Origin of the sequence: Hydrogenophaga sp. 5NK40-0174 (assembly GCF_040372165.1) — a bacterium.
Taxonomy (GTDB): Bacteria; Pseudomonadota; Gammaproteobacteria; order Burkholderiales; family Burkholderiaceae_C; genus Hydrogenophaga.
The window spans coordinates 24,920-46,372 of record NZ_BAABWG010000003.1 but is presented as its reverse complement, the minus strand read 5'-3'; the positions used below and the strand labels follow the sequence as shown (position 1 = coordinate 46,372).

Genomic DNA, 21,453 nt, shown 5'->3' with positions numbered 1-21,453 from the left:
AGACAAGCCCATCATGCCCCAGCGCGCCACCAAGATCGTTGCCACACTCGGCCCGGCTTCCAGCGACCCTGCCAAACTCGAAGCCATGATTCGCGCGGGCGTGAACGTGGTTCGCCTGAACTTCTCGCATGGCACGGCCCAGGATCACATTGACCGCGCCGAACTGGTTCGCAGTACCGCACAGCGCGTGGGCAAGGAAGTGGGCATCATGGCCGACCTGCAAGGCCCCAAGATCCGCGTCGGCAAGTTCGCCGAGGGCAAGGTCATGCTGGAAGAGGGCATGCCCTTCGTGCTCGATGCCGACCGTACCGAGCCGGGTGACATCGAAGGCGTGGGCCTGGACTACAAAGAACTGCCACGCGACGTGAAGGCGGGCGACGTGCTGTTGCTCAACGACGGCTTGATCGTCATGGACGTCACCAACGTCATCGGCGGCGCTGTGCACACCACGGTCCGGCTGGGCGGCGAGCTGTCCAACAACAAGGGCATCAACAAGCAAGGTGGCGGCCTTTCCGCACCCGCGCTCACGCCCAAGGACATGGAGGACATCAAGACCGCCATGAGCCTGCAAGCCGACTACGTGGCCGTGAGCTTCCCCAAGGGCGCCACCGACATGGAACTGGCCCGCCAGCTGTGCAACATGGCTGCGGCCCCTTACAAGCACAAGCCGGGTTTGATCGCCAAGATCGAGCGCGCCGAAGCCATTCCCGAGCTGGCCAACATTTTGCAAGTCTCGGACGGCATCATGGTCGCCCGCGGTGACCTGGCCGTGGAAGTGGGCAACGCGGCCGTGCCAGGCCTGCAAAAGCACATGATCAAACTGGCCCGCCAGATGGACAAAGTGGTGATCACCGCCACCCAGATGATGGAGTCCATGATCACCAACCCGGTACCCACCCGCGCCGAGGTGTCCGACGTGGCCAACGCCGTGCTCGATGGCACCGACGCTGTGATGCTCAGCGCCGAAACCGCCGCCGGCAAATACCCGCTGGAAACCGTGCAACAGATGGCCGCCATCTGCGAGGAAGCGGAAAAGACCGAATATGACCCGCTGGAAGACGACTTCATCGGCCAGACCTTCAAGCGCATCGACCACGCCATTGCCATGGGCGCACTGTTCACCGCCCACCATTTGCGCGCCAAAGCCATCGTGGCCTTGACCGAATCTGGCTCTACGGCTTTGTGGATGAGCCGTCACAACGTGCGCATGCCGATCTTTGCCGTGACCTCGCGCCAGACGTCCCAGCGCCGCATGACCTTGTATCGCAACGTGCGCCCTTTGCTGATGGACACCAGCGCCGACCGCGACACCGCCCTGGCCCAGGCCGAAGCCGACCTGAAGTCGCGCGGCGTGGTGGAGAGTGGGGATGTGTACGCGATTACTGTGGGTGAGCCGATGGGGACGGCTGGTGGGACGAATACTTTGAAGATTTGTCGCGCCGCCTGACGAGGCACCTCGCGGTAGGGAGCTTTTTGCCTCCGGCGAGCTGTTCTTCTTTCGCTCTTTCTTTTCTTCCCCCCCCTATCCCCCCAACCCCCTTTCCACCCCGCCGGGCGGAAAGGGGGAGCTCTCATCTGGCTTCTGGTCGCCGACTCGGCTTCTACGGCTCGATGCGTCGCCACCGTGGTTTGGGGTACATGCATTTCTCCGAAGCTGTCGTAGGAGCCTCGGCTTTGGTGTTCGCTCCCACGGCGCCCAGCTGACGTTGCCGCTTCGCGGCTTGTCCGGTGGGCGCTTGCCTCATGCGTTGCCAATCTCGTTGGCCTGCAATGTCTCGCCCGCAGGCAACCGGCGAGCCGCGCAGCGGCAATGCTGGTTGACTGCCGTGGGTGCACCAAGGGCAGGCGAAGTCTCTACGGCAGCGGTGGAGAAACTGTGGTGAGCCAGAAGCAGTGGAAACCTTCCGCCAGTAGCCACCCGTCCAATTCGCAGAAGCCGAATGTTTAAAGGCTCCCCTTTCCGCCCCGGCGGGGGTGGAAAGGGGCGGGGGGGATAGGGGGGGAAAGAAAAAGAAGAAAAACCGAAAAAGACCGGTTCTCAAAGGCAAAGTACCTCATTCGAGCGCCAAAACCCACCAACGAGTTGGATTCGAGACCCATGGTCCCTAAGTGGAAACCCGCATCCGCGTTAGAATCCCCCGAGTTACCAATCGGTTACCAACTTGTTTTGATAGGGGAAATCCATGCCACTCGTCTCCATGCGCGAACTGCTCGACCATGCCGCTGAAAACGGCTATGGCATCCCGGCATTCAACGTCAACAACCTCGAACAGGTCCAGGCCGTGATGGCCGCTTCGGACGAGGTCGGTGCGCCGGTCATCCTGCAGGCCAGCGCTGGCGCGCGCAAGTACGCTGGCGAGAGCTTCATCAAGCACCTGATCCAGGCCGCTTGCGAGGCCTACCCCAATATCCCACTGGTCATGCACCAGGACCACGGCACCAGCCCGGCCATCTGCCAAGGCGCGCTGGACCTGGGCTTTGGTTCCGTCATGATGGACGGCTCGCTCAAGGAAGACGGCAAGACCCCGTCCAACTTCGACTACAACGTGAGCGTGACCCAGCAAGTCGTGGCCATGGCCCACAAGATTGGCGCCACCGTGGAAGGCGAGCTCGGCTGCCTGGGCTCTTTGGAAACCGGTGAAGCCGGTGAGGAAGACGGCGTGGGCGCTGTCGGCAAGCTGGACCACAGCCAGATGCTGACCGACCCGGAAGAAGCCGCCCAGTTCGTCAAAGCCACCCAGCTTGACGCTTTGGCCATTGCCATCGGCACCAGCCACGGCGCCTACAAGTTCACTCGCCCACCCACCGGCGACGTGCTGGCCATTTCCCGCGTCAAGGAAATCCACGCCCGCATCCCCAACACCCACCTGGTGATGCACGGCTCTTCTTCGGTGCCGCAAGACCTGCTCGCCATCATCAATGAGTACGGCGGCAAGATGAAGCAGACCTACGGCGTGCCCGTGGCTGAAATCCAGGAAGCCATCAAGCACGGCGTTCGCAAGATCAACATCGACACTGACATCCGCATGGCCATGACCGGCGCGGTGCGCAAGTTCCAGGTCGAAAATCCTGAGAAGTTCGACATGCGCGAGTGGATGAAGCCGGCCCGTGAAGCGGCCAAGGCCATCTGCAAGCAGCGCTACCAGGAATTCGGCTGCGAAGGCCAGGCCAGCAAGATCAAAGGCGTCAGCCTGGACCAGATGGCCCAGAAATACGCCGCTGGTGAATTGGCCCAGAAGGTCGTCTGAGCCCACCAAGCCTCATCGTGTAACGCCTGAAGGGTCAGCGATCGACCCTCCGGGCTGGAAGCCCGCCCACAAGGCGGGCTTTTTTTCGCCCTCGGCGGCCAATGTGCGGCGTCTTCCTACACAAGATCGCTGCACATGCCGTTAGAGTTCGAGCATGCCCGAGACTGCCTCAAACAAGTCCACGCCCACATCCATCTCCACTGAAGATTGGAAGGAAGACCTCTACGAATTGCTGACCGCAGAAGATGAGGCTCGCCTGTGTCGCGACATCCCTGACAGCCAGTGCAGCGAACAGCCCGACAGCTTCTTGCGGCAAGTGCTCAGCCAGGCGCTGAGCAAAACCGGGGACGTGCTGGCTGATGCCAAGATCGTGCTGCCCTGGCTGCTCGGTGTGGTGGGGGCGCCTGGCTATCTGGTCGGCATGCTGGTGCCCATCCGCGAGTCGCTCTCTCTGCTGCCGCAAATGCTGGTGGGCGGCTGGATTCGCCACTTTGAAGTGCGCAAGGGCTTCTGGGCTGTGGCCAGTCTGGTGGAGGGCTTGTGCGTGCTGCTCATGGGCGCGCTGGCATGGAGCGGTGTGCTGGACGGCGCGGTTGCCGGCTGGGCCATGTTGGCGCTGTTGGCCATCTTCAGCTTGTCCCGCGGCGTGGCGTCCATTGCGGCCAAAGACACCTTGGGCAAAACGGTATCCAAGGGCCGGCGCGGGCGCGTCTCTGGCTATGCGGCCACGGCGTCCGGTCTGGTCGGCGGCGCAGTGGGTTTGCTTTTGTTGCTGCAACCGTCCGTCAAACAATCCGACAGTTGGCTGGGCGGCATGATTCTGGGCGCAGGTCTGTGCTGGGTGCTGGCTGCCCTGGTGTACTGGGGCATCCGCGAGCACCCGGGCGCCACCGACGGTGGACGCGGCTTGGGGGATCTGGTGAAGTCGCAGATGCAACTGCTGCTGCGCGAGCGTCCTCTGCAATGGTTTTTGCTGGCCCGTGGTCTGATGATTTCGACGGCGCTGGTCGGGCCGGTGTACGTGGGCATGGCCCAGTCGTCCACCGGCGAATCCCTGGCGACGCTGGGCGGCTTGATGGTCGCCTCTGGTCTGGCCGGAACGCTGAGTTCTTCCTTCTGGGGCGTGTGGTCCGATGCCTCCAGCCGTTTGACCATGGCGGCAGGCGCGCTCATTGCAGCCGTGCTGGGTGTGCTGGTCTGGTTGGCGCAAACCGCCTGGCCGCAGGCCACCGAGCACATGGCCTTTTATGCGGTGGTGATGTTCATTCTCGGCGTCGCCCACGCGGGCGTGCGCATCGGGCGCAAGACGCAATTGGTGGACATGGCCGGCAAGGACAACCGAACCGACTATGTCGCGGTGAGCAACACCTTGATCGGCGTCGCCTTGCTGGTCATTGGTGCTGGCGTCAGTGTGGTCATTGGTTTCAGCGCGATGGCCGGTATCCTGTTGCTCAGTGCCATGGCCGCCGCGGGTGCCTTCATCGCCTGGCGATTGCCGGATGCGCAGGCGTGAAAGCCTCATCGCTACCTGACCTTGATCGAACACGAAGAACCCTAACCTAACGCGATGTCCATTCTTTACCGGCTGAGCCTCTGGCTGAGGGACCCACGCAACCTCATCTGGACCACCCCTGCCGCAGCCAGTGCGTTGGCGGTGCTGTTGGCCTTGGCCGCTGCGCTGGTCAACAACTGGCTCGACCATGACCTGGTACCCGACATCAGGATCGAGACGATTGATTCCCTGCTGACCGTCATTGCCTCAAGCATGTTGTCGGTGACGACCTTCTCCCTGGGCATCATGCTCTCGGCCTTTGCGTCGGCATCGAGCAGCGCGTCGCCGCGCGCCACCGAGCTGGTCATGGCCGATGACAGCACGCGCATTGCCATTGCCAGCTTCATTGCCGCCTTCATCTATGCCGTCATTGCCAAGACAGCACTGGGAATGGACTATTACGGAGCTTCGGGGCGCTTCGTGCTGTTTGCCTGCACGGTCGGCGTGCTGGTGTACCTGATCTTCACCCTGATCAAATGGGTCAAGACCCTTTCGCACCTTGGCCGCCTGCCCAGCACGCTGGAGAAGCTGGAGAGAGCGGCCTGCAAGGTGATCGACGAATACCACGTCGCGCCGCTCATGGGCTGCCGCATGGCCCCGGTGCAAGTGCCCGATGGCACCCGGGTGTTCATCAATGCGGCGGGATATCTGACCCATATCAACCTCCTCAGCCTCAATGAACTGGCCAGCGAAACGGGTGCCACCGTGCATGTGCGGGTTCGGCCTGGAGCGTTCATCCTGCATGACACCGTGCTGGCCGTGGTCGAAGGCGAATGCCCGGAAGATGCCGTGCGAACGGTGCAGCATGCGTTTGTCATCCAGCACGACCGCAGCTTTGATCAGGACCCGATGTTTGGTCTGGGCGTGATCAGCGAGGTGGCACAGCGCGCGCTTTCGCCAGCCGTCAACGATCCGGGCACGGCGTTTCAGGTGCTGACGGTGCTCACCCGCCTGCTGTTGCGACTCAGACCAGGCTTTGAGGCGGACGAACCACCGGACGTGAAGCCGCTGGACCATCTGACCATGGTGGGTCTGGACGAGGGCGAGTTTGTGCGCGCCGGGTACGACCCCATCAGCCGCGATGGGGCAAGCCTGGTGGAGCTGGGCATGGCATTGCAGCAGCACCTGGGCGCGCTGGTGCGGTGCAGTGACCTGCGCATGTCTGACGCGGCTGCCGAGCAGGCCCGGGTCGCCATGGGGCGTGCAGAGCTTGGCTTGTCGCTGCCGCATGACGTCGCGCGCGTGCGCAAGGCCCACAAAACCGCTGTCGGCTGATTCTGTTGCGCGAGCTTTGGCCCGACAGGACCGATAATAGGCGGATGCCTGAACAAAAATCCGTCCATACCTCTGCCCTCAAATCCCTGCCGCTGATGGCGCGCGGGAAGGTCCGCGACAACTATGCCGTGGGCGACGATCGCATCCTGATGGTGGCCTCCGACCGCATCAGTGCGTACGACGTCATCATGGGCGAGCCCATTCCGGGCAAGGGCAAGCTGCTGACCCGGCTCTCCCTGTTCTGGTTCGACCAGCTCGGGCCCAAAGGCCTGAACATCTGCCCCATTCACCTGACCGGCGATGCCCCCGAAAGCGTGGTGTCCGCCGAGGACTTGCCGCAGGTGGAAGGCCGCTCCATGCTGGTGCAGCGCCTCAAGCCCATTCCGGTGGAAGCCGTGGTGCGTGGCTATCTGGCCGGCAGCGGCTGGAAGGAATACCAGGAAAGTCGTTCGGTTTGTGGCGTGCCCCTGCCCGAAGGTCTGGACAACGCGTCCAAGCTGCCAGAGCCCATCTTCACTCCGGCAGCCAAAGCTGCGGTTGGCGAACACGATGAGAACATCACCTACGAGCGCACGGTCGAGATGATCGGCGCCGAGCTGGCAGCCAGGATCCGCGACACCTCCATTGCCCTGTACAAGGCTGCGGCCGAGATCGCCCTGACCAAGGGCATCATCATTGCCGACACCAAGTTCGAGTTCGGCCTGGATGCTGATGGCAACGTGGTGCTCATGGACGAAGTGCTCACGCCCGACTCTTCCCGCTACTGGCCGGCCGACCAGTACGCCGTTGGCAGCAATCCGCCCAGCTACGACAAGCAGTTCCTGCGCGACTGGCTCGAAACGGCCAAGGTCAACGGCAAGCCCTGGGACAAGACCCCGCCCGCACCACGCCTGCCCAAGGACGTGATCGAGAAAACCTCGGCCAAATACCAGGAAGCACTCGAGCGCATCATGGGTTGACGTAACTGCAGGGATAGCGGATGGGCTGAACGGTTCGAGGAGGGCGTCTACCATTCGGCAAAACTGCCGTCTGCATGTCGCCAGATCGGATTGCGCCATCGATGACCTTCGGCTGCTCGCTCTTTGACGTATGCCTCGTTGACCTCAATGCCCAGTCCAGGTCCTTTCGGGATGCCCACCATGCCACCGTCGTACTTGAATACGGAAGGGTTGCAGACGTAGTCCAGGAGGTCGTTGCGCTGGTTGTAGTGGATACCCAGGCTCTGTTCCTGAATGAATGCGTTGTAGCAGATGGCGTCGAGTTGCAGGTTGGCTGCCAGGGCGACCGGGCCCAGCGGGCAGTGCAAGGCCAGCGCCACATCATAGGCCTCGGCCATGGCGGCAATTTTTCGTGTCTCTGTGATCCCGCCAGCATGGGAGGGATCAGGCTGGATGATATCCACGTACCCCTGGCTGAGGATGCGCTTGAAATCCCAGCGGCTAAAGAGGCGCTCTCCCAAGGCAATGGGCGTGGATGACAGGCCGGCGAGATCGCGAAGGGCTTCGTGGTGCTCACTGAGCACAGGCTCCTCGATGAACATGAGTCGGTAGTCTGAGAGCTCCTTGACCAGCACTTTCGCCATGGCTTTGTGAACCCGGCCGTGAAAGTCCACGCCAATGCCCACGTCGGGCCCAACGGCTTCCCTGACCGCCGCGACGTTTTGCAGGCAACGATCTACCTTGGCATGAGAGTCGACGAACTGCAGTTCTTCCGTGCCGTTCATCTTGACTGCAGTGAAGCCGCGTTCAACCGCTGCTTTGGCTGCCGTTGCGGTGTCGGCCGGACGATCGCCTCCGATCCATGAATAGACGCGGATGCGGTCTCGCACAGGGCCTCCCAGCAACTCATTGACAGGCACCCCCAAGGCTTTTCCCTTGATGTCCCAAAGTGCCTGATCGATGCCAGCCACGGCGCTCATGTGCACGCCTCCGCCTCGGTAGAAGCCCCCCCGAAACATGACGGTCCAATGGTCTTCGATGTGACGCGGGTCTTTGCCCACCAAGTAGTCTGACAGTTCATCGACCATGGCCGCCACTGCATGCGCACGCCCTTCCAGCACCGGCTCGCCCCAGCCATCGATACCAACGTCGGTCTCCACTTTGAGGAAGCACCAACGTGGAGGAACCAGGTAGGTCGTCAGTCGGGTGATTTTCATGATGTCATTGAGGTATCAAGAGATGGGGGGACGGGCAGTGAGATGCTCCTCAACCATCTCGCCACGCCTGAAAGAAGGCGGACGCGCGCTGACGGACGATATCTGCGTTGTCGCCAGCCCGGTACAAGGCGGAACCGAGGCCGAAGCCGCTCGCACCGGCATTCATGTAGTCCGACAGGTTCTGCGGGTTGATGCCTCCCACTGGTAGCAGAGGCACGGAAGCCGGTATCACTGCACGCCAAGCCTTGACGACGGATGGAGGCAACATCTCTGCCGGAAACAGTTTGAGCATATCGGCGCCTGCATTCAAGGCGGCGAACGCCTCACTGGGTGTGGCAACTCCCGCTGCACAACTGAGTCCATGGGTCGTGGCGGCTTGAATGACGGCCGCATCGGAGTGGGGCATGACCACCCATTGCCCGCCAGCCTGGGCCACATCCGCGCACGATCCCGGGCTCAGAACAGTGCCTGCGCCAATACAGATGTCGGCCGGCAGGTGTCGGCGCATGATTTCAATGCTGCGAAGAGGGGCGGGCGAGTTGAGGGGGACCTCGATCAGTGTGAACCCTTTTTCCACCAGAGCTTGCGCCACCGATAGCGCGTCAGCTGGCGGGATGCCGCGCAAGATGGCCACGAGCGGGCAGCGGGCCAAGGCCTCTCGGACTGCGCAGGAGGCGGGTCCAGTGGTTTGGTCTTGTGTTGTCATGATGAAGCAGTCGGCGGCACCTGTGACGGGGCCAGGAGGGCGGCCTGATCAGCAATGGACCACAAGCCCTCAGCACAGGCGTCTGTGAACTCGGCGGCGGGCATGACGCCTTGGTCGATCAAGGCCGTGCGATAGCGCTCGCACAATCGGCTGTCGCCGCACAGCACAACAGGAGGAGGTTGCATGTCCTGCATGTCCTGTTTTAGCTGGCGGACAAGGGCAACCACTTCGTGACCGATCAAGACCCCGGAGAGGTAGTCGGCTTGTTCGTTCGGCGCCAACCGGCCGCTCAGTGACATTGCGCGCGTGGTGAAAATGTCAGAGAGCACACCGAGACGGGCGCCTTCATCTCTTGCCGTCGACAGACCCTGTCGGAAGGCGCCCATATGCGATGTCGCGTCCTCGCGCGGCGTCATGGTTTGGCCCAGAAGGCTGTGTCGGCAGAGCAAGCCGAATACCTCGCCTGTCATGACGGTTTCGAAACGCGTGATACAACCCTCTTCGCTTACCCAGACCCATTTCGAGTGGGTCCCCGGTAAGCCGATGAGCAGCGGGCCGAGCGGCAGCCTTTCGGTGTGTGCGAATCGCCGCAAGACTCCCAGAACCTGTGTTTCCTCTCCCCGCATGACGTTGGCGCGAGGGGTGGTCTGCTCAAGACCTCCGATGACATGAATGGGCGTGTTTCCGGGTCCACGATCAATGGTGGTCAGTGTTCGTGCGAGAGACTTCGGGTCACAGGGCACCCTCAGATAGGGTGCCTGGCGCCAGCCTTGTGCGCTCCCGATCATGCCGCTGGCAATGACGGGTGCGCCAGGGCTTTCCTGGATCCAATCACCACAAAGCTCCTGAAAGGCCTGCTCAAATGCGGTTGCGCGGGGCATCCTCCCAGGCGGGCAACCGCCCTGGGGCAGATGCATGATTCCGTGCTTGCTGTGCCGTTGGTCCAGCAGCTCAGCTTGTCGGCCCATACGGAAAGCGCGGACCGATGAGGTTCCCCAGTCGATGCCGATCAGGCCGGTCGCGTCGCCACTGGCACGGGCGGTTTCCATGTCATTTCGCCCAACGCAACACCATAGGATCGAGCCGCCGCGCGATGCTGATCAACCCCTCTCGAACGGCCGGATGCATGGCTGGAAATGGATGCCTGCCCGCCTCGCAGGTGATGATGCCGCCTTCAGCCATCAAGGCCTTTGCGGTCAGAATGCCTCCCTGCCGGTTCTCGTGGTTGATCAATGGAAGCCATCGTTGGTAGTGTTCGAAGGCTTGCTCGTGATCGCCTCGTCGATGGGCTTCGATGATAGGGCGGATGCCGTCAGGAAAGCCTCCGCCCGTCATCGCACCAGTTGCGCCCGCGTCAAGGTCGGCCAGCAAAGTAATGGCCTCTTCTCCGTCCCAGGGGCCTTCGATGGCGTCTCCACCCAGGCGGATCAGATCGCGCAATTTGCTCGCGGCGCCTAGAACCTCCACTTTGAAATAGGACAGGTGCTCAATGGTTTTGGCCATGTCGGCCAGAAAGGCTGCCGACAGATTGGTGCCGGATGCAGGTGCGTCTTGCACCATGATCGGGATGTCGATCGCGTCAGAGGTGCGCGCGTAGAACTCACGGATCTGGGCTTCCGGCACCCTGAACGTCGCTCCGTGATAGGGGGGCATGATCATGACCATGGCCGCGCCCAGCTCCTGTGCGCGCCGACTGCGCTCCGCACAGACTCGGGTGCCATAGTGCGTCGTGGTGACGATCACGGGGACACGGCCGCCCACGTGATCAAGGCAGGTGTGCGTCAGCAGTTCGCGCTCGTCATCGGACAAGGAAAACTGTTCTGAGAAGTTGGCCAGAATGCAAAGCCCGTCAACACCCGCATCGATCATGAAGTCGAGACAGCGTTTCTGGCTCTCGAGGTCAAGCGTGCCATCCGGATGGAAGGTCGTGGGCACGACAGGAAAGATGCCCCGGTAGCGGGGCGGCGTGGCTGAGTTTGAAGGACTGGATGAAGTTGGCATGTGGATCGCGGTGCTTCGGATGGAGGTTGGTGGTGGCGTTCTGCATCGGTGGAGGTGTCGATGCTCAGTGCGAGTGGGAAGGAACGGCTGCGCCCCGACAGCCCACCAGAAAGTCGAAGTCACAGCCTTGGTCCGCCTGCAGCACATGATCCACGTAAAGCTGTTGATAGCCGCCATTCATGGCAGGTTCGCGCAGCGGCAGGTCAGTCAGGCGATGTGTCAATTCCTCTTCGCTGATATCGAGGTGGAGCCTTCCCTCATCGCAATCCAGCTCAATCCAGTCGCCGTCCCGCACAGCTGCCAAAGGGCCACCGGCCGCCGCCTCCGGCGCGACGTGCAGCACGACGGTTCCGTAGGCCGTTCCGCTCATGCGCGCGTCCGAGATGCGAACCATGTCCTTGATGCCCTGCCGCAGCAGCTTTGGCGGCAAGCCCATGTTGCCGACTTCGGCCATGCCGGGGTAGCCTTGCGGGCCACAGTTTTTCATAACAAGAACAGAGTTGGCGTCGACTTCGAGCGATTCGTCGGCGATACGTTCTTTGTAGTGGGCAAAGTTCTCGAACACCACGGCTTTGCCACGGTGGCGTAAGAGGTGTGCTGACGCCGCAGACGGTTTGAGGACGGCGCCGCGCGGAGCGAGGTTGCCTCGCAAGACGCAGATACCACCATCAGGTACCAAGGGGGAATCCAATGGCCGAATGACCTCGTCGTTGTAGATGGGCGCATCCTGGACGTTGTCCCAAAGGCTGTGGCCATTGACTGTCAGGGTGTTGGGGTGGGGCAGCAAGCCTGCTTCTCCAAGACGCCTCAGAACCGCTGGAAGTCCGCCCGCGTAGTAGAACTCTTCCATCAGGAATCGTCCTGATGGTTGCAGGTCGACCAGGGTGGGGGTTCCTTTCCCGATGTGTGTCCAGTCCTCAAGCTCCAGGGCAACGCCGGCGCGCCCGGCGATGGCTTTGAGGTGAATGACAGCATTGGTCGATCCGCCGATCGCGGCATTGGTGCGGATGGCGTTCTCGAACGCCTCCCGGGTCAGGATCTTGGACAAGGTGAGGTCTTCATGCACCATGGACACGATGCGCTGTCCCGACAGGTGAGCCAGAACGTAGCGTCTGGCGTCCACAGCGGGGATGGCTGCGTTGTGAGGCAGAGATGTCCCCAGCGCCTCGGCCATGCAGGCCATGGTAGAAGCGGTGCCCATCGTGTTGCATGTACCGGCTGAGCGGGACATACCTCCCTCCGCTGCCAGAAACTGATGGAGAGTGATTTCTCCCGCCTTGAACTCCTCGTGCAGTCGCCACACGGCGGTTCCGGAGCCAATGTCCCTGCCATCCAGCTTTCCGTTGAGCATGGGGCCGCCGGTGACCACAATGCTGGGAAGGTCGCAACTGGCAGCGCCCATCAAGAGCGCAGGGGTGGTCTTGTCACATCCGACCAGCAGCACGACGCCGTCGATCGGGTTGCCACGGATAGCCTCTTCCACATCCATTGCAGCCAGGTTCCTGGTGAGCATGGCCGTCGGGCGCAGGTTGGATTCTCCATTGGAGAAAACGGGGAACTCCACCGGATATCCTCCTGCTTCCAGAATACCCTTCTTGACGTGCTCGGCCAGCTTGCGAAAGTGGGCGTTGCACGGGGTCAGTTCTGACCATGTGTTGCAGATGCCGATGATCGGCCGGCCGTCAAAGACGTGGTCGGGCAGGCCTTGGTTTTTCATCCAGCTTCGATACATGAATCCGTTCTTGTCAGCGGTGCCAAACCATTCGGAAGATCGAAGTTTCTGTTTTCGTTGGGTCATGATTGGTGTGAATCCTGGAGTCTCATTCGGAGTGGCTCATCCCACACGGGATGAATCGGCCTTGCGGGTGAGCAAGCGTTGCAACAGGCAAAATACAAACAGCAGCACGCCGACGAAGATGCGTGTCCACCAAGAACTGAGGCTTCCATCAAATGCAATCAGTGTCTGAATCAGGCCGAGCATCAGGACGCCGAAGAGGGTGCCAAAGACATAGCCCACGCCACCAGTCAGCAGCGTGCCTCCGATCACAACCGCGGCGATGGCGTCGAGCTCCATTCCGCTGGCATGCAGTCCATATCCGGAGAGCATGTAGAGTGCGAAAGTCACCCCCCCGAGGGCGGAGCACATCCCTGAGAGCGCATAGACGGCGACGATGGTCCTGCGCACGGGAAGCCCCATCAAAAGGGCCGAATGTTCATTACCTCCAATGGCATAGACAGTGCGTCCGAACGGCGTGCCGTGGGCTGTCCAGACGGCCAGCAGCACACACGCGACAGCAACCAGTGCGCTCAGTGAAAGGTAGGCATCCTCGGTGATCCACCATCGCCACAACGCAAGGTCGGCCATCGGTTCATCGGAGATGCTGATCGAGTCGATACTGATGAGATAGCAAAGGCCGCGGGCGAGGAACATGCCTGCGAGCGTGACGATGAACGGCTGCAACCGGTATCGCTCGATCAGAAAACCCATGAACGCTCCGAACGACGCACCCATCAGGAGCACAACGGGCAAAGCCGACCAGAACGACCAATGGTGGTGCTCTACCAGGGTAGCCATGACCATGGTGGTCAAGGCCACGACCGACCCGACAGAGAGATCAATTCCGCCCGTGAGGATGACAAAAGTCATGCCGACGGTGACGATGATCAGGAAGCTGTTGTCAATTAGCAGGTTCAAGAAGACCTGTGGCGATAGAAAGCCGTCGTAGAGTGCGCCGCCAACCAATGACATCAAGAGGAACAGGCCGATGGTGGCTGCAAGAGGCAGGAAGCGCAGGTCAAAGCGATGACGGCGCGAAGGTGACGAGTCGGTGCCGCGGACCTGGGCATTCTCCAAGGCTTGAGTGACGGTGCTCATTGCGCGACCTCCACGGAGCTGGGGCGTCGGACCAAAGCCCAGACCTCGCTGCGAAAGGCAGGCGATTGCAGGAGCATGACGACGAACACGACGGCAGCTTTGACCACCATGTTGATTTCTGGCGGAACGCCCATGGAATAGATCGCGTAGGTCAAGGTTTGAATGATCAGGGCGCCAATGACGGTGCCCATGAGGCTGAAACGGCCACCTGTCAGCGCCGTCCCGCCGAGAGTCACCGCCAGGATGGCATCGAGCTCCATCAGCAGACCAGCGTTGTTGCCATCAGCGCTCTTGACGTTCGAACTGATCAACAGGCCTGCCAAGCCAGCGCAAAAGCCACAAAACACGTAGGCCCCAAGAACCAGCTGGCGTGCACGGATGCCGCTGCCGCGGGCCGCTGACGGGTTCACACCGACGGCTTGAACGAAAACGCCCAGGGCGGTACGCGACAGGGCAAAGCTCATCATTGCCAGAATGCCGGCGACCACGAACAGTGAAAACGGAAGGCCTAGCCAGTAGCCCCCGCCCAGAAAAAAGAAAGGCGGATAGTAGACGGTGATGATCTGTCCGTCGGTGATGAGCTGAGCAATCCCTCGACCGGCCACCATCAGGATCAGGGTGGCGATGATCGGTTGCATGCCCAGCCCGGCCACCAGAAGCCCGTTCCAGAGACCGCACAGCATGGCCACCACCAGTGCGCCGACTATCGCAACTGGCAGAGGGAACCGGCTGGTCTCACCATCTAGTGATCCCCCGATCATCCACGCCCCTACTGCGGCGGCAATGGCCACGACCGCTCCCACCGAGACATCGATGCCTCGCATGGCGATCACCAGTGTCATGCCAAGAGACACCAGTATCAGAGGCGCCGCGCGATTGAGGATATCGATCAAACTGCCGTAGAGGTGACCTCCCCGCCACTCGATGCTCAGGAACGTCGGGTTGAACGCGGCGTTGGTGACGAGCAGAAGGCACAGGGCAGTCAGGGGCCAGCTCAAGCGGTGCGAAAGCAAACGACGCCACACAGGGACTTTCTTCTTCACGATGTGTCTTTTCTCAGTGGTGTTCATCGGCAATCAGTTCGTAGACGGCGTCTTCCTCCACACCGCCAGGCAGTTCTCCGACTTTTCGTCGGTCCCTGAGCACCAGGATTCGGTGCGCAACGCGCACGACTTCGCTCATCTCGGAGGAGATGAACATCACGGCCATGCCCTCATCGGCCAGAGCCAGAATCTGCTCCATGATTTCCTGCTTGGCCGCCACGTCGATACCTCGCGTCGGTTCGTCCAGGATCAGCAGGCGGGGAGCGGTGGCCAGCCAGCGAGCAATGATCACCTTCTGCTGGTTGCCGCCAGACAGCAAGCCCACTGGTGTTTCGGCATCCTGTGTTTTGATGCCGAGCGTCCGGATGTACCGGTCGGCCATCTCGCCCTGTTCGGATTTGTTCAGGCTCAATCGGATGCCGCTCCTGGCCTGCAAGGCCAGCACGATGTTCTCGCGCACGGACAGGTCGGCAAAGATGCCGTCTGTCTTCCTCTCTTCCGGGCACATGGCCAGACCCTGGGCGATGGCGTCGACCGGGTTGAGGAATCGGACTGAGCGACCTTCGACTACGATGGCACCCGAGTCTGCGGCATCGAGTCCAAAGAGCAGTCTTGCCAGCTCGGTCCGCCCCGCACCCAGCAACCCGGCCACCCCCAGCACTTCCCCGGCTCGAATCTCCAGGTCCATCGGCTGCAGTCGACCGCTTTGCCCCAGGCCTTGAGCCGTCAACCAGGCAGGTGATGTCTGTGGCTCTCGCGGCTCATGCAGTGGTCTTTGCTGGCTCGTGTTCAACTCGCGACCCACCATGGCCTCGATCAGGGCCTGTGCGGGGAGGGCCTCGGCCTGCCATTCACCCACCCATGTCCCGTTGCGCAACACCGTGATGCGGTCAGCGACGGCATACACCTGATCGAGAAAGTGGGTGACGAACAGGATCGCCAGCCCTTCCTGACGCAAGCGATTGACAACGCCGAACAGGGCATGAACTTCGTCGTCGTCGAGGCTGGAAGTGGGCTCGTCGAGAATCAGCACCTTCGCCTGGATACCCAATGCCCGTGCAATGGCGACCAACTGCTGAATCGCAACAGGGTAGTCGGCGAGACGCCGTGTCACGTCAATCGACAGACCGACCCGGGCGAGCAGCGACTGTGCCTGGCGGTGTGTCTGGGACCAGTTGATTCGTCGGCCTTGGGCCCACCCATGACTCGGAAACCGGCCAGAAAAGATGTTCTCTGCGACGCTCAGGTTGGGGCACAGATTGACTTCCTGATAGACCGTGCTGATGCCCAGGGACTGGGCTTCGGCAGCCGTGCCGGGCCAACCCGACCGGCCGTCCAGAACCATATGCCCTGCCGTGGGCTGGATGATGCCGGTCAATATCTTGATCAGAGTCGACTTGCCAGCGCCGTTTTGTCCCATGAGCGCATGGACCTCGCCCGGAAACAGACGAAAGCGGATGTTGTCCAGAACGGTGGCATCACCGAAGCGCTTGGTGACCGACTCAACTGACAGAAGAGGTTTCGGTTGCGTCATGCTCTGTTCTTGTTGTAGACATCAACGAAAACGGCAGCGAGCAAGACCAGACCCTTGATCACCTGCTGGTAATCGATCCCTATGCCCATGATGGACATGCCGTTGTTCATGACACCCATGATGAAGGCACCGATCACCGCACCCATGACTTTGCCAACACCGCCGGAGGCAGAGGCGCCCCCGATGAAGCATGCGGCGATGACGTCCAGCTCAAATCCCAGGCCGGCCTTGGGTGTGGCGGTGTTGAGTCGGGCCGCGAAAACCAGTCCGGCCAGCGCAGCGAGCACACCCATGTTGACAAAGGTGAGAAAACTCAACCGCTCGGTGCGGATGCCCGATAGCTTGGCTGCTTTCTCGTTTCCGCCGAGTGCGTAAATGCGCCTTCCCACAGTGGTGCGCGAGGTCGCGAAATGGAAGATGGCGATCAATGCCCCCATCACTACCAGCACGTTCGGGAGCCCCTTGTATGACGCCAGCAGATAGCTCAAATAGACGAGCAGTCCGGAGAACACCAATGTGCGTGCGAGAAAGACGGGCTGTGGCTCCACGTTCATCTCGTACCGTGCTGCCTGATGTCTTGAGCGAGCAGCCGCCACGGCCAGCCACATCGCCACGACCAGACCGGCTCCAAGCGAAGTCCACCGGAAGCCATCCGGGTTGAACGCTGCTGGCACGAAGCCTGAGCTCAGCGTCTGGAAGCTGTCCGGAAACGGGCCGACAGACTGACCTTGCAAGAGCGCCAATGCCAGGCCCTTGAAAACCAGCATGCCGGCCAGCGTCACGATGAACGCAGGAATCCGGTAGTACGCGATGAACCAGCCTTGCACCGCTCCGATCAGGCCACCTGCACAAAGGCAGACCAGAACGGCGGGAAGCACAGGCCAGTTGAAGTTGACCATCAAAACCGCGGCCAAGGCGCCGATGAATCCGCACACTGAGCCCACAGAGAGGTCGATGTGTCCTGCCACAATGACCAGCAACATGCCCAGCGCCATGATGACGATATAGCTGTTCTGGAGCACCAGGTTGGTGATATTGAGTGGCTGCATCAACGTGCCGTCGGTCATGACCTGGAAGAACACCATGATCATGATGAGAGACAGCAACATCCCATATTCGCGAAAGTGCTGGCGCAGGAAGTCCAAGGTGTCTTCTCTTGGTGCTTTGGACTGGACTTCAGCACTTTCGGGCAGAGCGGAAGATGAGGTTGGCGAAGTGGGGGAAGTGGATGAACTGTGCATGGAAATTCAGTGTCTTCCGACAATGGCGCGCATGATGCGTTCCTGGGAGGCTTCGGTGGTGGGCATCTCGGCAACGATGCGCCCTTCGTTCATCACGTAGATGCGGTCGGTGATGCCCAGCAGCTCGGGCATCTCGGAGGAGATCACGATGACGCAACGCCCCTCGGCGGCCAGGTTTGCGATGATGGAATAGATTTCGAACTTGGCGCCGACATCGATGCCTCGCGTCGGCTCGTCCAGGATCAACACCTTGGGACGGGCGTAAAGCCATTTGCTCAACACCACCTTTTGCTGGTTGCCTCCAGACAGGTTCACAGTCTTCTGACCGACGCCAGCACTGCGGATGCGGAGGCGCTCGCGGTAGTCACTGGCGACCTGATGCTCCAGCCCACGGTTGATCAGGCCCGCTGGCGAGACCCCTTCGAGCCTGGCCAGCGTGGTGTTGAATTGGATGTCTTCCGACAGAATCAGGCCAAGCGCCTTGCGGTCTTCCGTGACATAGGCCAGGCCGCCGCGTATGGCTTCACCTACGTTGCGAAAGTTCACCGGTTGACCATCGAGCTCCATGAGACCGCCGATATGGCGTCCCCAGCTCCGTCCGAACAGACTCATGGCCAGTTCGGTTCTACCGGCCCCCATGAGGCCTGCAATACCCACCACCTCGCCCTTGCGCACTTCAATGCTCACATCCTCGATGAAAGATGAATGCCTGTGCTGAGGGTGTGCCACGTGCCAATGCGAGACCTTGAACCCTACGTCACCCGGACACGGCGTTCGATGAGGATAGCGATCAGCCAGTTCACGCCCCACCATGCCCCGTATGACCCTGTCTTCGTCGATTCGACCATCGCCAGCCTCGAGTGTTTCGACAGTGGTGCCATCACGAAGAATGGTGATGTGGTTGGCAACTTGAGCGATCTCGTTGAGTTTGTGCGAGATGAGAATGCACGCAATACCTTGCTCGCGGAACTCGCACAGCAGTTGCAGCAACCCCTGGCTGTCGGATTCGTTCAGGCTGGCCGTCGGCTCGTCAAGAATCAGCAGCCTGACCTTCTTGGCCAAAGCCTTGGCGATCTCCACCAATTGCTGTTTGCCGACTCCAAGATCTCCGACGGGGGCGGATGGCGACTCCCGCAAGCCGACCTTGGCCAGGAGTTCCTGCGTCTTGCGATGGGCCGCCATCCAATTCACAACGCCGTAGGCGGATAACTCATTGCCGAGGAAGACGTTCTCAGCGATGGACAATGAAGGGACCAGGGCCAATTCCTGGTGGATGATGATGATGCCCAACGCCTCGCTGTCGGCGATACCGTTGAATGATCGTGGCTTACCATCGAAACGTATCTCGCCGGAGAAACTGCCTGCAGGATAGACCCCCGAGAGCACTTTCATGAGCGTGGACTTGCCCGCTCCATTCTCGCCGACGATCGCGTGAATCTCTCCGGGCATGACACGCAGGTTGACCCGATCGAGCGCCAGCACGCCTGGGAACGTCTTGCGGATGTCCCGCATGTTCAGGAGGGGTTCGGTCACGGACGTACCTGTTCTGATCAGGAGTGGCGAGAGCGGTCTCTTTGTGCTGGGGTGCTTGCCTGATAGGCAAATTCACCGGATCTGGGAGGCCTTGTAGTAGCCGCTGTCGACCAGTACCTGTTTCCAGTTGCTGGCATCAACAGCCACTGGCTTGAGCAAGTACGATGGCACGACCTTGGCGCCGTTGTCGTAGGTCTTTGTGTCATTCACTTCGGGCTGGCTGCCGCTTAGGACCGCATCGACCATGCTGGCCGTGACCTTCGCCAACTCCCGGGTGTCCTTGAATACGGTTGATGACTGCTCACCTCGCAGTATGCTTTTCACGGAAGGGACCTCGGCGTCCTGTCCGGTCACGACGGGACATGGTTGTTTGGCCGTGCAGTAGCCCACACCCTTGAGCGAGGAAAGGATGCCGATGGAAAGACCGTCATATGGCGAGAGAACGGCATGGACTTTGTCGTTTCCGTAGAAGGCACTGAGCAAATTGTCCATGCGGGCTTGAGCCACGGCGCCGTCCCAGCGCAGGGTGCCGACCTTGTCCATTCCCATCTGTTTGCTGCGCACGACCAGCTTGCCGCTGTCGATATAGGGCTGCAAAACGCTCATGGCTCCGTTGTAGAAGAAAAAGGCGTTGTTGTCGTCGGGAGAGCCACCAAAGAGCTCGATGTTGAATGGTCCCTTCCCTTGTTGGAGTCCCAATTTTTCGACGATGGAGTTCGCTTGCAGCACGCCGACCTGAAAGTTGTCAAACGTGGCGTAGAAGTCGACGTTCTTGCTGCCGCGAATGAGGCGGTCATAGGCGATAACTTTGATGCCGGCATCGGCGGCCGTCTGCAGTGCTTTGGATAGGGTGGTGCCGTCGATGGATGCAATCACCAAAACCTTGGCGCCTTTGGTGATCATGTTCTCCACCTGGGCCAACTGATTGGGAATGTCGTCCTCTGCATATTGCAGGTCCGTGTTGTAGCCCCGTGCTTTCAGCACCTTGACCATGTTGTCGCCGTCGGCGATCCAGCGCGCGGACGATTTGGTTGGCATGGAGATGCCGATGGTGCCTTTGTCCGCTGCCAGAGCGGGCGATGATCCCAGTGCGGCGGACAGCGCAAGCGCAGATACGCCCCTCAGGAAATGATGACGGTTCATACGTGTCTCCAGTTGATCTTGTGGTGATGGCTGGCGGGCAGAGAAAGAGGCGGTTGAGCAGCCGCCTCTATGCCACTGAGCCATTGAGCGTCTACGACTCGCGCCTCAGTGGTCTTTTCAGGCTCTGACTCTTTCTCAGTATTTGCGATTGGGCAGTTCTTGCTTGGCCACTTCCATGGGAAAGATGCCTTCCTTGGTCACGATGCGCTTGGGGACAGATTTCCCGGCTTTGACATCCTTGACCACCGACATCAACTGGTCGCCCAGCAAGGGGCTGCACTCGACGGTCACATTGAGCTTGCCCGCGATCATGGCTTCAAACGCACCCTTGACAGCGTCGATGGAGATGATGGTGATGTCCTTCGCTGGCCTGAGGCCCGCCTCCTCGATGGCTTGAATGGCACCGATGGCCATGTCGTCGTTGTGGGCGTACAGCACGTTGATCTTGTTTCCTTCGGCTTTGAGGAAGGCCTCCATCACTTCCTTGCCCTTGGCGCGCGTGAAGTCACCCGTTTGCGACCGGATGATCTTGAACTTGGAGTCGGTCTTGATGACTTCCTCAAAGCCTGCTTTGCGGTCGATCGCCGGGGCTGATCCCACCGTGCCCTGCAGCTCAACGATGTGGATCGGACCGGTTTTGTCCTTCATCTCTTCGAGTAGCCAACGCCCTGCCTTTCGACCCTCTTCGACGAAGTCGGAGCCGATGAACGACACATATAGCGAGTCATCCTTGACGTCAACGGCTCGGTCCGTCAGGACCACTGGAATGCGGGCAGCCTTGGCTTCGCGTAACACGTTCTCCCACCCTGATTCAACCACTGGAGAGAAAGCGATCACGTCCACCCGCTGTGCAATGAAGGACCGGATGGCCTTGATCTGGTTCTCCTGCTTTTGTTGGGCGTCCGAGAATTTGAGTGTGATGTCGGCGGCCTTGGCTGAGGACTTGATCGATTCGGTATTGGCCGTGCGCCATTCGCTTTCAGCGCCAACCTGGCTGAAGCCCAGCACCAGGGGTTTCTCTGCCATGGCAGCTTGGGGAAGCAGGCCAGCGAAGGGGGTGAGTGCCAGCGCCAGACTCAGCGCGCGTCTTTTCATGGATTTCATGGGTTTGTCTCCTGTGTGTTTCGTTGTGATGTAGTCGGTGACG

Annotated in this window: 17 protein-coding genes; 5 read left to right on the top strand and 12 right to left on the bottom strand. The window is 60.8% G+C overall.

Annotation, left to right across the window (positions count from 1 at the left end; genetic code table 11):
- The first annotated feature begins 13 nt into the window (after positions 1–13).
- The 5 genes from pyk (at position 14) to ABWV89_RS09785 (ending at position 7,034) form a co-directional block, all read left to right on the top strand.
- A complete protein-coding gene (pyk, locus tag ABWV89_RS09805) occupies positions 14–1,447 on the top strand; it encodes a pyruvate kinase (RefSeq protein ID WP_353396120.1) in 1,434 nt (477 codons plus the stop codon).
- A gap of 736 nt (positions 1,448–2,183) precedes the next feature.
- A complete protein-coding gene (fba, locus tag ABWV89_RS09800; protein ID WP_353396119.1) occupies positions 2,184–3,248 on the top strand; it encodes a class II fructose-bisphosphate aldolase in 1,065 nt (354 codons plus the stop codon).
- Between the two features lie 154 nt (positions 3,249–3,402).
- A complete protein-coding gene (locus tag ABWV89_RS09795) occupies positions 3,403–4,761 on the top strand; it encodes an MFS transporter (RefSeq protein ID WP_353396118.1) in 1,359 nt (452 codons plus the stop codon).
- A gap of 54 nt (positions 4,762–4,815) precedes the next feature.
- Positions 4,816–6,075, top strand: a complete 1,260-nt coding sequence (locus ABWV89_RS09790) for a DUF2254 domain-containing protein (RefSeq protein ID WP_353396117.1) — start codon at positions 4,816–4,818, stop codon at positions 6,073–6,075.
- A 44-nt stretch (positions 6,076–6,119) separates the two neighbouring features.
- Positions 6,120–7,034: a phosphoribosylaminoimidazolesuccinocarboxamide synthase gene (locus ABWV89_RS09785; RefSeq protein WP_353396116.1), complete on the top strand. Its 915-nt coding sequence runs from the start codon at positions 6,120–6,122 to the stop codon at positions 7,032–7,034.
- A gap of 47 nt (positions 7,035–7,081) precedes the next feature.
- Here ABWV89_RS09785 and dgoD read toward each other — a convergent pair whose 3' ends face one another.
- The 12 genes from dgoD to ABWV89_RS09725 form a co-directional block, all read right to left on the bottom strand.
- Positions 7,082–8,230, bottom strand: a complete 1,149-nt coding sequence (gene dgoD / locus ABWV89_RS09780; RefSeq protein ID WP_353396115.1) for a galactonate dehydratase — start codon at positions 8,228–8,230, stop codon at positions 7,082–7,084.
- Positions 8,231–8,279: 49 nt separating this feature from the next.
- Positions 8,280–8,936 carry a 2-dehydro-3-deoxy-6-phosphogalactonate aldolase gene (locus ABWV89_RS09775; protein WP_353396114.1) on the bottom strand — a complete coding sequence of 219 codons (657 nt, stop codon included), beginning with the start codon at positions 8,934–8,936 and terminating at the stop codon, positions 8,280–8,282.
- The gene (locus tag ABWV89_RS09770; RefSeq protein WP_353396112.1) at positions 8,933–9,985 is read right to left on the bottom strand and encodes a 2-dehydro-3-deoxygalactonokinase; all 1,053 of its coding nucleotides are present in this window, start codon (positions 9,983–9,985) and stop codon (positions 8,933–8,935) included. Before ABWV89_RS09770 ends, ABWV89_RS09775 begins: the two co-directional genes overlap by 4 nt.
- A gap of 1 nt (position 9,986) precedes the next feature.
- Positions 9,987–10,937 carry a dihydrodipicolinate synthase family protein gene (locus ABWV89_RS09765; RefSeq protein WP_353396111.1) on the bottom strand — a complete coding sequence of 317 codons (951 nt, stop codon included), beginning with the start codon at positions 10,935–10,937 and terminating at the stop codon, positions 9,987–9,989.
- 64 nt (positions 10,938–11,001) lie between these two features.
- Complete coding sequence (locus ABWV89_RS09760) at positions 11,002–12,735, bottom strand: IlvD/Edd family dehydratase (protein ID WP_353396110.1); 1,734 nt, start codon at positions 12,733–12,735, stop codon at positions 11,002–11,004.
- A 36-nt stretch (positions 12,736–12,771) separates the two neighbouring features.
- A complete protein-coding gene (gene yjfF, locus ABWV89_RS09755) occupies positions 12,772–13,812 on the bottom strand; it encodes a galactofuranose ABC transporter, permease protein YjfF (RefSeq protein ID WP_353396109.1) in 1,041 nt (346 codons plus the stop codon).
- On the bottom strand, positions 13,809–14,855 hold the full coding sequence (locus ABWV89_RS09750; RefSeq protein WP_502903186.1) for an ABC transporter permease: 1,047 nt from the start codon (positions 14,853–14,855) through the stop codon (positions 13,809–13,811). The genes yjfF and ABWV89_RS09750 overlap by 4 nt, the downstream gene beginning before the upstream one ends.
- 13 nt (positions 14,856–14,868) lie before the next feature.
- Positions 14,869–16,389 (bottom strand): sugar ABC transporter ATP-binding protein, encoded by a 1,521-nt coding sequence (locus ABWV89_RS09745; RefSeq protein ID WP_353396105.1) that lies wholly within the window; start codon positions 16,387–16,389, stop codon positions 14,869–14,871.
- On the bottom strand, positions 16,386–17,630 hold the full coding sequence (gene mmsB / locus ABWV89_RS09740) for a multiple monosaccharide ABC transporter permease (RefSeq protein ID WP_353396104.1): 1,245 nt from the start codon (positions 17,628–17,630) through the stop codon (positions 16,386–16,388). Before mmsB ends, ABWV89_RS09745 begins: the two co-directional genes overlap by 4 nt.
- Before the next feature lie 6 nt (positions 17,631–17,636).
- Positions 17,637–19,142 carry a multiple monosaccharide ABC transporter ATP-binding protein gene (gene mmsA / locus ABWV89_RS09735; protein ID WP_353397469.1) on the bottom strand — a complete coding sequence of 502 codons (1,506 nt, stop codon included), beginning with the start codon at positions 19,140–19,142 and terminating at the stop codon, positions 17,637–17,639.
- 93 nt (positions 19,143–19,235) lie between these two features.
- Positions 19,236–20,306 carry a multiple monosaccharide ABC transporter substrate-binding protein gene (gene chvE, locus ABWV89_RS09730; protein WP_353396102.1) on the bottom strand — a complete coding sequence of 357 codons (1,071 nt, stop codon included), beginning with the start codon at positions 20,304–20,306 and terminating at the stop codon, positions 19,236–19,238.
- A gap of 135 nt (positions 20,307–20,441) precedes the next feature.
- Complete coding sequence (locus tag ABWV89_RS09725; protein ID WP_502903206.1) at positions 20,442–21,401, bottom strand: ABC transporter substrate-binding protein; 960 nt, start codon at positions 21,399–21,401, stop codon at positions 20,442–20,444.
- Positions 21,402–21,453 lie beyond the last annotated feature (52 nt).